This is a genomic window from Acidithiobacillus albertensis (assembly GCF_001931655.1).
Classification (GTDB): Bacteria; Pseudomonadota; Gammaproteobacteria; order Acidithiobacillales; family Acidithiobacillaceae; genus Acidithiobacillus; species Acidithiobacillus thiooxidans.
In genome coordinates, this window is the sequence record NZ_MOAD01000001.1 from 1,750,796 (window position 1) to 1,763,295 (window position 12,500).

Sequence of the window (12,500 nt, forward strand, 5' to 3'; positions counted from 1 at the left end):
GGCGCTTCTCGATCGACTGACCCACCACTGCGATATTCTGGAGACCGGAAACGATTCTTACCGGTTCAAAAAACGTCGCAGCCACCCCCTCTAAAACTGGTCAAAAATATACGCTGTTACCTGGTCATTTTTAAACGCTGTTTGACAGACTAGACGGTGGATGATCGATGCACCTAACTAGACAGCAGCTTTGCGCCAAACTACAGACTAGTGAGTCCACGATTCGCCGGATGGAGCATGACGGAATGCCATTTATCCCGGTAGGCAAGCGTGGTAAAAGATACAATTTGGCAGAAGTGCTTGAATGGTCAAAAAGGAATAGGCAGTGTCCATCTGGATCGACAACAAAGATCGTCGAAATGTCCAAGTTCAAGTTGACGGCAGACGCCTACATCGCATCCTGCCAGCCGGGTCGTCTGCGCGTGACGCCAAGCAAGTCGAAGCCAGACTTCGAGCCGAACTGACATCGGCAAGACCACTGCCGGAGCGTGCCGGCGACCCACCGCTTGCCGCTGTCATGCCCTTGTACCTCAAGCATCTGGAGCACCTGCGTAGCCCGGAGACCGCCCGATTTCATGCTTCTCGCATCACCCCCTGGCTCGCCCAATACACCGCCTCAGAGGCCCCAAAATGCGCCGCGATGATTATCCGCGACATGACCGGAGCCTATGCGCCCGCGACGATCAACCGCAGTCTGGGCGCGCTCAAGAAGGCTCTCACGCTGGCCTGGGAACAGGAACTGACCCCAGAGAACTACGGTGCCAGGATCAAGCGCCTGCCGGAGCACAACGAGCGGCATATCTACCTAACGCTGGAGCAGGTCAACGAACTCGCCAGCCACGCATCCGATCCGGTCGCTGCCGCGATTTGGATTGCTCTATTTACCGGCTGCCGTCGCGGCGAAATCACGAAGCTCAAGGCCGAGGACGTAGGAGAAACGACGATCACCATCCGCGCTGGGAACACTAAAACACTTAAAACGCGTACCGTACCCATCATCGGACCGATGCGCCACTGGCTACCATTCATCCCTCTGCCCATCAACGCCGAAGGGCTTAAGTCTGGATTTCGTCGCGCCCGCGAGAAGGCCGGATTGCCGCACTTGCACTTTCACGATCTACGGCACTCTTGTGCATCAATCCTGCTAGCATCAGGAGCAGACCTGTACACCATCAGCCGTATCCTAGGTCACTCATCCACCAAGATGACAGAGCGTTACGCGCACCTGCAAACCGACGCGCAATCCATCGCCTTGGAGCGTGCATTTTCGGAAAATGCACTCAACAATGCACTCAACAAAAAACCGGCCCTGGGCAGGTAATATAACTACTTGATTTATTTGGTGGGCGGTACAGGGTTCGAACCTGTGACCCCTGCCGTGTGAAGGCAGTGCTCTACCACTGAGCTAACCGCCCTGGATGCCGAATGGTTCCAGAGAGCGCGTAAAATACCAATCGCGGCCATTCAGGTCAACCAGCAGTTAATCTCCCATAGTTAGCCTCCCTTGCCAAATCAGAAGAATTAGGCTATTTACTTTCCTTAGAAAAAAGAATGAGGAAGACGCCTATGTCAAGGCAGTACTTTATGTTTGCGAAAAGCCCCCTTAAACGGGGGGGAATAACTCTTCTGTTTTTGACATTGACGCTCAGTGGCTGTGCCAGCATGGCCCCCAACAGTCCTTCTTCTTTCTCACTCCCATCCCAGCCCCCGGTGCAATCCTCGGATTATGTGCAGCACGCCGAAGCTACCACTCTGGATGCCGTTCTGGTCCATGCCATTTCGGAAATCGGCAAGAACTACCGATGGGGAGGAGACACTCCCCAGACCGGCTTTGACTGCAGCGGCCTCATTCAATATGTGCTGGAGCAGGCTGGTGTGGACATTCCCAGAACTTCTTTTGCCCAGGCCGCTGCCCTGCCTTCCGTGCCCTTAAGTCGTATCCGCCCTGGTGATCTGGTGTTTTTCAATACCATGGGACAACCATTTTCGCATGTAGGGATTTACATCGGTGGGCAGCAATTTGTCAGCGCACTGAACCGACGCCAGGGTGTCGCCGTGCAAAGCCTGCAAATCCCTTATTGGGCCGAACGTCTGGATGGTGTGCGACGGCCCATGCCCAGAGAATTACTGGCCATGCGCGACAACTGAACACGTATCCGATCCGGATTTCAACAAGACAACGAGCGAGCACATGCACCTCAAATCCATCATCCGAAGCATTTTCAGCACCAGCATCATGGCTATCCTGCTTTCGGCCTGTGCCACCGAAGTCGAGCCTACTGGTACCGTCAGCCACCCTACCGTCCAGACCATGCCGGGCTCCAGCGCTTCAACTTTCACAACTCAGCCACTAACCGTCCAACAGGCGCAAAACATGCTCCCTGCCCCGCCGGTTTCCTGCGTACGGGATGTTTATTTTCCGAATTTTCCCCGGCAATACCAACTGCAACTCCAGGAAATTGCCTGTCATTTACAGATAAACGATGGCCTGCCAGCCCATTATGTCATTTCAGCCCTGCAAAACGCCCGCTTCGATGCCCGCGCCGTAACGCTGATGACCCCGCCGCCACCCAGCAACCAACCATCCGTTCCGTATCCGTGGTGGCGCTATCGAGACCGTTTTCTGCACCCAGACCGGATTAACCGGGGATTGCAGTTCTGGAATGCGCACAGTGCTCTGCTTGAGCAGGTCAGCCAGAAATACGGGGTTCCTGGATCGATTTTGATGGGTATTCTCAACATTGAAACCGGTTTTGGTTCCTTCATGGGAAACTTTTCGGTACTGAACAGTAATCTCAGCCTGGCTCTGGCCCTGCCGGGGCGTCGCCGGTTTTTTCTGCATGAAACTGCTGAAACCCTGAAATTGGCCCAAAAGCTGGGGGTGTCACCAGCAACCCTGAAGGGCTCCGAAGCCGGAGCCATGGGGATGTCGCAATTCCTGGCCAGCAGTTATTTGCGTTACGGCATTGTCTGGAATGACCCTCCGGGCGGCCCTCTGCCTAACCTCTGGCAATCTCCCGCTGACGTGCTGGCCTCTACGGCCAATTTCTTTCTGGGCCATGGTTGGCAGCCAGGGCAACCGGTCATGGCCAGAGTGGTGGGTTCCAGCGGGGTTGACGCTACCGCCTTCCTGCACGGCAAACATCCCTTGGGGCAACTGCTGGCCGCCGGGATTCAGCCGGAAGAACCCTCATCCTTGCCTGCTGACACCCCCGTTGGCCTGCTCCGCCTGCAAACTGCCGAAGGTCCTACACTGTTTATTGCCTACCCCAACTTCTACGCCATCATGGGCTACAATCCCAGCGTGTACTATTCAGCTACGGTCTGGGCATATTCCCGGGCCATTCAACGGGCACTGGATGGCTGAAGCTGAAAACGACACAGGACCAAGCAACGGGACAATTGCCTCACGCCAGCGCCCCCGTGTTAAGATGAGGCACCCCTAATATCAGGTCATGAGGTCAGGTGTGCCATCACAACACGCTGCAAAACCAGTGGTCGATCAAATTATCAGTGCGCGCTGGGTCATTCCGGTGCGTCCCCGCGTACTGCTGCATCATCATGCGCTGGCCATCAAGCAGGGGCGCATTGTCGCTATCGGTCCCCGTGACGAAATTCATGCCGCATATACAGCAGCAGATAACACGACCCTCGACCAGCATGTGTTGATGCCCGGTTTCGTCAATGCCCATACGCATGCGGCCATGACCCTGATGCGCGGGCTCGCCGATGACCTGCCCCTGATGACCTGGCTCAACGAACACATCTGGCCGGTGGAAGGACGCTTTGTCAGCCCGGAATTTGTCAGCATGGGTACGGAACTGGCCATCGCTGAAATGCTGCGCGGCGGCACCACCACTTTCAATGATATGTATTTTTTTCCCGAAGCCGCTGCCCAAAGTGCTCAGAACATGGGTATGCGTGCCCACATCGGGCATGTCATCATCGATTTTCCTACGGCTTATGCCGCAAATGCCGATGCCTGCCTGCAAGCGGCCGCTGATCTTCTCCCCCGCCTGCAGCAAATGCCGCTGATCCGCCAAAGTCTCGCACCTCATGCACCTTATACCGTTGCTGACGCCGGTTTACGGGGTACCAGAGAACTGGCCGAAGCCGAACAACTGCCCGTCCACATGCATGTCCATGAAACCGCCCATGAGGTGGAAGAAAGTCTCGCTCAGCATGGTCGGCGTCCCCTTGCGCGGCTCGCGGAGCTGGGTCTTTTGAATCCGCGTTTTCTGGCGGTACATATGACCCAACTGGACGCTGATGACTTGACGATTTGTCGGGATAGCGGGCTGCACATCGCCCACTGCCCGGAATCCAATCTTAAACTCGGTTCCGGCATCGCCCCCGTGGCCCGTATTCGAGAGCAGGGTATCGCTGTAGCCATCGGTACGGATGGTGCTGCCAGCAATAACGATCTCGACATGCTCGGTGAACTGCGCACTGCGGCCTTGCTGGCCAAAGGTTTCAGCGGCGATCCGACGGCCTTCCCGGCCTGGGAAGTTCTGGAAGCAGCTACTTTGGGAGGTGCCGAAGCCATCGGCTGGGGGGACCTGACCGGCAGTCTGGAACCCGGCAAGGCTGCGGATTGCATCGCCATTTCCCTCGACCACCCGGCCACCTTCCCGGTCTATGACCCGGTATCCCAGGTCGCCTACTGTGCCGGACGCGATCAGGTTACCCACGTCTGGGTAAATGGCCAAATCCGTATTCGTCGGGGTCAGGCGGTGGATTGGGAAGAGCAGGCATTATTCAGCCGCGCGCAAGCATGGGTTAAGCGCATTCGCGACAAGGATCAAAACACATGAACATGGATCAGGCCGAAGTCAGCAAATTTGATGCTCTCGCCAGCACCTGGTGGGACCCTGCCGGACCTTTCCGGACACTGCATGAAATCAACCCGTTGCGCGTAGACTTTATCGCCCGGGGCTGTCAGGGGTTACGCGGCAAGCACATTCTCGATGTGGGTACCGGTGGCGGTCTGCTGGCAGAAGCCATGGCCCGGCTGGGTGCTCACGTTACGGGCATTGATCTGGCAGCAGATGGTATTGCGGCGGCACAGGCCCACGCCGAACTCGGGCATCTGCAAGTCCAGTACCGCAGAGTGGCTGTAGAGGGGCTGGCCGAGGAACAGCCCGAGTCCTACGATGTCGTAACCTGCATGGAAATGCTCGAGCATGTCCCTGATCCTGCGGGCATTATTGCCGCCTGTGCAAAACTGCTGAAACCCGGCGGCAATGCTTTTTTTGCGACGCTCAATCGCAATCCCAAAAGTTATCTTCTGGCTATTGTGGGTGCCGAGTATGTTCTGGGTTTATTGCCACGCGGCACCCACGATTATCAAAAATTCATTCGTCCCAGCGAACTCATTGCCATGACCCGCAAGGCGCAGTTAAAGAGCCGCACACTGAAAGGCATGCATTATGATCCTATCCGCCATTTAGCGCGTCTGAACGATGATGTGACGGTGAATTACCTCCTGCACACCCAAAAATGACCCAACCTGCTGCGGTACTTTTTGATCTCGATGGTACCCTGGTAGATACCGCACCGGATCTGGCGGCGGCTGCCAACCGGCTGCGTGAAAGTCGTGGACTCCCTGCCCTGCCCTTGGCTGACCTGCGCCCGGTAGCTTCCCAGGGCGCACGTGGATTATTGCGGGTCGCGTTTGGACTGCAACCTGAAGACCATGAGTTTCCGGTCCTGCGGGAAATATTTCTGGAAGACTATTTATCGCGGATTTGCGAACAGAGCACCCTGTTTCCCGGCATTGCACAAGTTCTTCACTGGCTGGAGGAAAACCAAATCCCCTGGGGCATCGTCACCAACAAACCAGGGTTTCTGACAGACCAATTACTGACGGCACTGACATTGCCAGCAGCCCCCGGCGTCGTCGTGAGTGGCGATACCACCGCCCGTGCCAAGCCCGATCCTTTGCCAGTTCGCCATGCCTTGCAGCAACTGGACGCCGAAGCCACGCAAAGCCTCATGATTGGCGATGATCATCGCGACATACTGGCGGGCCGCGCGGCGGGTACGCAGTGCTGGGCAGCTGGCTGGGGTTATGTGGAGGCGGAACATCCCCCGGAAAACTGGGAAGCTGATCAGATCATTACCCGTAGTGAATTACTGCAGTCCGCCCTTTTCCATGTCCACACCGCCCAATGAAACCGGATGCTGTTGGCTTCGAGTGATTTGCAACAGCGCGGCGGACAGAATCAATACGCCGCCCAGCACTTCCAGCAAGCCGGGCTTTTCCCCTGCCAAGCACCAGGCAGACAGTGCCCCGACAATCACCTCAAAGGGCATGATCACGGCAGACACACTGACCGGCATGCGCGCCACTCCGTACTGAATGGCCAAGGTCGCGCCGGCAATCCAGAGCCAGGAAAACCCCAGTAAATAGGGGTATTGCATTGGAGAAAGACTGGGCCAGGGTTGGAACCAGACAAAAGGCAGCGCCAACAGGACACAACCCCACCACACCGAAGTGGCACGATGCATATCTCCCAGCGCCTCATCGGCGCGCAGCACCACGTTGCTCAGGGCAAAAGCAAAACCCGAGGAAATGGACAAGAGATCGTTGGTACTCAGATCACTTACAGAAAAGCCCTGACCATGACTGACAACCAGCGCCGATCCACCTACTGCCAGGGCGGCAGCCAAAGCACCACGCCACCCCACCGCTTCCCGCAAAAAAATCCGGGCGGCAAAAATTGCCCAGACCGGCGAAAGATAAAAGAGCAAAAGGATGCGGACTACTTCTCCATGGACCAGTGCCAGCATAAAAGCCACATTGGTCCAACCCCCAAAAACCAGCAGCCCGATCAGGGTCCAATGATGCCCCCGCAATTCCCCGCGACGCTTCCAGGACCACCATCCTGCCGGTAGAGCAAGCAGCAGATAGATGGCCAGAATCAACCAGGCACCATGCAGCCCCGCCACATTAAAGTAGCGCAAAGGCAGCCATAAAACCCCCCAGAGGCTGGAGCCGATAAGTAATGCCATGATTGGCAAGTTCTGCATGAAAATACGTGGCATAAGTCTGCTGAGAACCTGTCCCATGGAGAATTTCGGCAAGAATTTTTATGATTATATCGGGATTGGCGAGTGGCGTCTCAGTTCCCCAGTAACTGATCAGGGCTTGTCATAAACGCCATCCATGCCCCAGAATCAAAACCTATGACAACACATTCCATGAATCCATTATTGGATACCCTGCAGGCGTATCCTTTTGAGCGGTTGCGGCAGTTACTGGCCGGAGTGACAGCTCCCGACCGGGAACTGATAGATTTTTCCATTGGCGAGCCGCGCCATCCGGCACCAGGGATCGTCAGTGAAGCGATTATCGAGCATCTGCATGGTTTGACGGAATATCCCAAGGTGTTGGGTGATCTGCGGTTGCGTCAGGCGATTGCCCAATGGGCCAGCCAACGCTTTCATTTGCCGCCCGGTTTTTTGAATCCCGAATCTCAGGTCATCCCTGCCAATGGCAGTCGTGAGGCACTGTTCAGTATTGCCCAGGCCGTGTTACCCGCCCGCGCCAAACCGCAACCGCTGGTATTGCTGCCCAATCCTTTTTATCAGATTTACGAGGGTGCGGCTCTGCTGGCCGGAGCAGAACCCTATTATCTCAATTGTGGCACGAATGGTCAGCCCGATTTTAAAACGATTGATGAAGCAGTTTGGGCACGCTGTGCCCTGCTCTATATCAATTCACCCCATAATCCGACGGGAGCAACGCTGTCCTGCGAAACCCTGCAGTGGCTTATTGAGAAATCCCGTCAGCATGGATTCGTCCTGGCCGCAGACGAATGTTACAGCGAGCTGTACACTGGTCCAGATGCCCCCGCTGGCATTCTTGAAGCCGCTGCACAAACCGGCAACCTCGACAATGTGCTGGCTTTTCACAGTCTTTCCAAGCGTTCCAGCATTCCCGGCGCGCGCAGTGGCTTTGTGGCAGGTGATGCCAGAATACTCAAGGCTTTTGTCCTGTATCGGACCTATCTGGGTGCCGCAATGCCGCCTTTTATTCAGGCAGCGTCCATCAGTGCCTGGCAGGATGAAACCCATGTCATCCAGACCCGGGCCAGTTATGCACAAAAATTTGCTGCAGCCCGGACTATTCTCGGTCAATATCTACCCATTGAAATCCCGGCTGGCGGCTTTTATCTCTGGCCGCAGGTCGGAAATGGTGAAGCCTTTGTGAAGGCCCTGTTTGCTGAAGAACATGTACGCTGTCTGCCGGGAGCTTATTTATCCCGGGAGGCGCAGGGCTGTCATCCCGGTCAGGATCGGGTACGCATTGCCCTGGTTGGCAGTCATGAAGACTGCGTCGAAGGACTGGAGCGGATTCGGCATTTTCTGGAAACCCATCCATTATCTTCATTTTCCATTTGAACCACTTTGTGAAGGAGCTTTCGTGAGCCAGAGTCTTGAAACCATTATTGATGCTGCCTGGGAAAATCGGGCGGAAATTTCACCCAAACAGGCACCCGCCGATCTGCGTGATGCCGTTCACCAGACCATTGAAGGGCTGGATAAAGGCGTGCTTCGGGTTGCCGAAAAGCGTCATGGCGAATGGGTGACCCATCAGTGGATCAAAAAAGCCGTGCTCTTGTCTTTCCGACTTCACGATAACAGCCGTATCTCTGGTGCGGAGACCAATTTTTATGACAAGGTGCCGGGCAAATTTGCCGACTATAACAGCAACGACTTTCGCACCGGGGGCTTTCGCGTGGTGCCTCCTGCCACCGCCCGGCGTGGAGCTTTCATCGGCCGTAACTGCGTACTTATGCCTTCCTTTGTGAATATCGGTGCCTATGTGGATGAAGGCACCATGGTCGATACCTGGGCCACGGTCGGATCCTGCGCCCAGATTGGCAAAAATGTGCATCTTTCCGGAGGCGTCGGTATTGGCGGCGTACTGGAACCGCTGCAGGCTAACCCCACCATCATTGAAGACAACTGTTTCATTGGTGCGCGTTCCGAAGTTGTGGAAGGCGTCATTGTTGAAGAGAGCTCGGTAATTTCCATGGGCGTATTCATCGGTGCCAGTACCCGTATTTTCAACCGGGCAACCGGCGAAATCAGCTATGGAAGGGTGCCTGCCGGTTCGGTTGTGGTATCCGGCAACCTGCCCTCTCCAGATGGTAGCTACAGTCTCTACTGTGCAGTTATTGTCAAACAGGTCGATGCCAAAACGCTCAGCAAGGTGGGCATTAACCAGATTCTGCGAGATATCTGAAGGAAGCCGTACATGGAAAAAAGCAGCGTGCTGGCCCTGGCGGAAGATCTGATCTCCCGACCTTCGGTGACTCCGGAAGATGCCGGCTGTCAGGACCTGATGATAGCGCGGCTGGAAGCCCTGGGTTTTCGGGTGACCCGTCTGGCAGCCGGTGGCGTTGAGAATTTCTGGGCAGAACGCGGGTCTTCCGGGCCTTGCCTCTGCTTTGCCGGACATACGGATGTGGTGCCCACCGGCCCGCTGGAAGCCTGGCACAGTGATCCCTTCACCCCCAGCATTCGCGACGGCATGCTCTATGGACGCGGTGCCGCCGACATGAAAGGCAGTCTGGCGGCCATGATCGTGGCGGCTGAACAGTTTATTGCCCGACATCCTGATCACCTCGGCCGTCTCGCGTTTCTGATCACCTCTGACGAGGAGGGTATTGCTACCCATGGCACCCGCCACGTCGTGGATTGGCTGCGTGATCAGAATACCCAGATTGACTGGTGCGTAGTGGGTGAACCTTCTTCGGAAAACCGTCTGGGCGATGTCATTAAAAACGGGCGGCGCGGCTCCCTGAATGGACGTCTGACCGTGCAGGGTGTGCAGGGTCATGTAGCCTATCCTGACAAGGCCGACAATCCCATTCATCGGGCTTTTCGCCCGCTGGCCGATCTGGTGGATCAACAATGGGATACGGGCAACCAGTTTTTTCCGCCCACCCGTTTACAGTTTTCCAATATTCACGCAGGCACCGGCGCCAACAATGTCATTCCGGGGCAGCTCAGTGCCGACTTCAACTTCCGTTTTTCTACGGAATCCACCCCGGAATCCCTACAGGCTGGCGTCAATGGTCTTCTCGATGCTGCGCAAATCCATTATCAGATTGACTGGCAATTGTCGGGACCACCCTTTTTTACTCCTCCCGGCACTCTGGTGGCAGCCACCCAGTACGCCCTGAAAAAAATTCTCGGTCATCCGGCCAGCCTTTCTACGGGTGGAGGAACCTCTGATGGACGTTTCATTGCCCAACTGGGCGGCCAGGTGGTTGAGCTTGGCCCCATCAACAGCACCATTCACAAGCTCAATGAATGTGTGGCAGTAGCAGACCTGGAAGATTTGTCGCGGATTTACAGCGAAATCATGATTCATTTATTGGGATCCGGCCGGGATGATTAAGCCTGTAGTGCACCTATTATATGGCGTGCTGAGCATCGCTGCGTTGCTGATCAGTGGTTGCGCCGGCGTCAGCCAGAAGGCCACTCAGGGCAACCTCCCCGCCCAGGCGGCTGCGGCAAGCTGCAGTGCGCCGACTCCTAACCTGCGCGCAGCTTACAATCGCAGCTATCAGATTCATGGAAGCCTTTATCACCCCCTGCAAAGTGCCGCCGGCTACAATGTGCGTGGACTGGCTTCCTGGTATGGCTGGGAATCCGGTTCCAAAACATCCATGGGAACCCCTTTTCGTCCCCGGGCTTATACGGCGGCCAGCCGTGACTTGCCGCTCCCTACCTGTGCCCGGGTCACCAATTTGAGCAATGGTCGTAGTATTGTTGTTCTGGTGAATGATCGCGGACCCTTTGTGGATGGACGCAGCATGGATCTCTCCTATGGAGCCGCCAGCGCCTTGGGGATGACCCGCCAGGGCACGGCGGCAGTGCAGATTGTCGCGCTCGCCCCCTCCAGCATAACCCCGACCGGGGTAAATAATTCCGAAGCCAGCCCAACAACCATGCATACCCAGGAAATTCAGGGGCCAACCCAAACCTATTTGCAAACCGGCGCATTCAAGGTATTAAACCACGCCACGCTGGAGCGAAATCGTCTTTATGCTGCGGGTTTCCGGGATGTACTGGTTGTTCCCGGGCTCGTTAAGGGACAACAATATTACAAGGTGCAGGTAGGCCCCCTTCCCGATGGCGTTGCTGCCGTACAGGCTGTCGCCGCCATGAAAAAAATGGGTTTTCATGATTTTTATCCGGTGGAACAATAAGCGGCTTGGTAATGCGTGACTTCATCTGGCCGAATTTTTATATTGTTGGTGCGGTAAAAAGCGGTACGACTTCCCTTTATGCCTACCTGAAGCAGCATCCTCAGGTTTTTCTGCCTAACATGAAGGAACCGCACTATTTCACCCAAGCCCATCCGCGTCCCGAACAGGATCATTTAATCCAGCGGGTGTCCAGCGAACGTGAATACCAACATTTGTACCGGGGATCCGAAAATTATATACGCATAGGAGATGCTAGCCCTTCTTATTTATGGTGCCCTGAAGCTGCAGAACGTATTCATAAAGTAAGGCCGGATGCCCGGATTATTGTCATTTTACGCGATCCGGTGCAGCGTGCTTATGCCCAATACCTCATGGACTATAATGAAGGCGTTATTGACTTGCCATTTTTAGACGCTTTGAAAAAAGACTGGACGCGCCCTGACAAGGGTTGGGGAGTGTCTCAGCTATATCTGGAACTCGGCCAATACGCCGCACAGATTTCCAGATACCAGCAGCGTTTTGGTACTGAAAATGTCCATATCTGCCTGCTGGAAGACCTTAAAAAAAATCCGATAGATGTCCTCATAAAAATTTGCGAGTTTCTGGAGATTGATCCGCAGGCTATCAATCATATCAATCTGCAATCCATCCATAATGCCTATCGCCTGCCACGGGGAAACTGGGCGCGTATCCTCGCCAGTAATCCCATCAGTCGCCGCATTGGCGAACACTTTTTCCCCCGGCGTTGGGGTGATTACATCTGGCGCCACATTTTCCTGATGAAAAGCCACAAACCGCCTATGGATGCGGAAGCTCTGTATTTTTTAAAGACTTTTTACGAACCAGAAATCCAACAACTGGAAAAACTGCTGATTCGACCACTACCGGAGCTGCGTAAATCCTGGGAGATGAAACAAGGAACTTATAAGTACTGATTTAAGACTAACAGTCATCTAGAATTTGACTGACAACCACCGCAAACACTTAGGGAAAAACCGATATGCTGGTATCAGCACCCCCCACTGCTGCCGTAATTTCCAGTGCATCCTCAACGGTCCTGCAAGCCCGAGAAATTCGGCGTATTCTCATCCGTCTCCATTATCTCCCGCTGATTCCGGAAGATTATGGCTCTTCGTCAGATTGAGTGGGTAGGGGGTAGAATGCTGTGGAGCGGTCGTGCCCTGAATTGGAGTTAGCTGATGGTCCCTGAAGAGCTGTTTTCTCTCGCGTTAGGATTGGTTCCGCCGTGGTTGGTGGATCATGTGACTTTCA

Annotated in this window: 14 protein-coding genes and 1 tRNA gene; 13 read left to right on the forward strand and 2 right to left on the reverse strand. The window is 55.2% G+C overall.

Features of this window, described 5'->3' with window-relative positions:
* Positions 1-94, forward strand: a 94-nt coding sequence (locus tag BLW97_RS19085; protein ID WP_242947823.1) for an ATP-binding protein, incomplete at its 5' end; no start/stop codon positions are given.
* A 231-nt stretch (positions 95-325) separates the two neighbouring features.
* The gene (locus BLW97_RS09145; protein ID WP_075322966.1) at positions 326-1,321 is read left to right on the forward strand and encodes a tyrosine-type recombinase/integrase; all 996 of its coding nucleotides are present in this window, start codon (positions 326-328) and stop codon (positions 1,319-1,321) included.
* Between the two features lie 19 nt (positions 1,322-1,340).
* Here BLW97_RS09145 and BLW97_RS09150 read toward each other — a convergent pair.
* Positions 1,341-1,415, reverse strand: a tRNA-Val gene (locus BLW97_RS09150).
* A gap of 169 nt (positions 1,416-1,584) precedes the next feature.
* Between BLW97_RS09150 and BLW97_RS09155 the strand changes: the two genes are divergently transcribed.
* The 5 genes from BLW97_RS09155 (at position 1,585) to BLW97_RS09175 (ending at position 6,174) form a co-directional block, all read left to right on the forward strand.
* A complete protein-coding gene (locus tag BLW97_RS09155) occupies positions 1,585-2,148 on the forward strand; it encodes a C40 family peptidase (protein ID WP_226855976.1) in 564 nt (187 codons plus the stop codon).
* Positions 2,149-2,191: 43 nt separating this feature from the next.
* Positions 2,192-3,367: a lytic murein transglycosylase gene (locus BLW97_RS09160; RefSeq protein ID WP_075322967.1), complete on the forward strand. Its 1,176-nt coding sequence runs from the start codon at positions 2,192-2,194 to the stop codon at positions 3,365-3,367.
* A gap of 100 nt (positions 3,368-3,467) precedes the next feature.
* Positions 3,468-4,814 (forward strand): TRZ/ATZ family hydrolase, encoded by a 1,347-nt coding sequence (locus BLW97_RS09165; RefSeq protein ID WP_242947780.1) that lies wholly within the window; start codon positions 3,468-3,470, stop codon positions 4,812-4,814.
* Positions 4,811-5,503, forward strand: coding sequence for a bifunctional 2-polyprenyl-6-hydroxyphenol methylase/3-demethylubiquinol 3-O-methyltransferase UbiG (gene ubiG, locus BLW97_RS09170; RefSeq protein WP_075322969.1), 693 nt, complete (start codon positions 4,811-4,813; stop codon positions 5,501-5,503). Before BLW97_RS09165 ends, ubiG begins: the two co-directional genes overlap by 4 nt.
* The gene (locus BLW97_RS09175) at positions 5,500-6,174 is read left to right on the forward strand and encodes an HAD family hydrolase (RefSeq protein ID WP_075322970.1); all 675 of its coding nucleotides are present in this window, start codon (positions 5,500-5,502) and stop codon (positions 6,172-6,174) included. The genes ubiG and BLW97_RS09175 overlap by 4 nt, the downstream gene beginning before the upstream one ends.
* On the opposite strand, the gene BLW97_RS09180 is transcribed toward BLW97_RS09175, so the two are convergent.
* A complete protein-coding gene (locus tag BLW97_RS09180; protein ID WP_075322971.1) occupies positions 6,133-7,047 on the reverse strand; it encodes a DMT family transporter in 915 nt (304 codons plus the stop codon). The genes BLW97_RS09175 and BLW97_RS09180 overlap by 42 nt on opposite strands.
* Positions 7,048-7,188: 141 nt before the next feature.
* Between BLW97_RS09180 and dapC the strand changes: the two genes are divergently transcribed.
* From dapC to BLW97_RS19090, 6 genes are all read left to right on the forward strand, one after another.
* The gene (dapC, locus tag BLW97_RS09185; RefSeq protein WP_077218340.1) at positions 7,189-8,406 is read left to right on the forward strand and encodes a succinyldiaminopimelate transaminase; all 1,218 of its coding nucleotides are present in this window, start codon (positions 7,189-7,191) and stop codon (positions 8,404-8,406) included.
* A gap of 22 nt (positions 8,407-8,428) precedes the next feature.
* The gene (gene dapD / locus BLW97_RS09190) at positions 8,429-9,253 is read left to right on the forward strand and encodes a 2,3,4,5-tetrahydropyridine-2,6-dicarboxylate N-succinyltransferase (RefSeq protein ID WP_075322972.1); all 825 of its coding nucleotides are present in this window, start codon (positions 8,429-8,431) and stop codon (positions 9,251-9,253) included.
* Positions 9,254-9,265: 12 nt separating this feature from the next.
* Positions 9,266-10,414 (forward strand): succinyl-diaminopimelate desuccinylase, encoded by a 1,149-nt coding sequence (dapE, locus tag BLW97_RS09195; RefSeq protein ID WP_075322973.1) that lies wholly within the window; start codon positions 9,266-9,268, stop codon positions 10,412-10,414.
* Positions 10,407-11,228 (forward strand): septal ring lytic transglycosylase RlpA family protein, encoded by an 822-nt coding sequence (locus BLW97_RS09200; protein WP_075322974.1) that lies wholly within the window; start codon positions 10,407-10,409, stop codon positions 11,226-11,228. The genes dapE and BLW97_RS09200 overlap by 8 nt, the downstream gene beginning before the upstream one ends.
* Positions 11,229-11,239: 11 nt before the next feature.
* Positions 11,240-12,163, forward strand: coding sequence for a sulfotransferase family protein (locus BLW97_RS09205; RefSeq protein ID WP_031568475.1), 924 nt, complete (start codon positions 11,240-11,242; stop codon positions 12,161-12,163).
* Between the two features lie 65 nt (positions 12,164-12,228).
* On the forward strand, positions 12,229-12,372 hold the full coding sequence (locus BLW97_RS19090; RefSeq protein WP_242947781.1) for a hypothetical protein: 144 nt from the start codon (positions 12,229-12,231) through the stop codon (positions 12,370-12,372).
* The last annotated feature ends 128 nt before the right edge of the window (positions 12,373-12,500 follow it).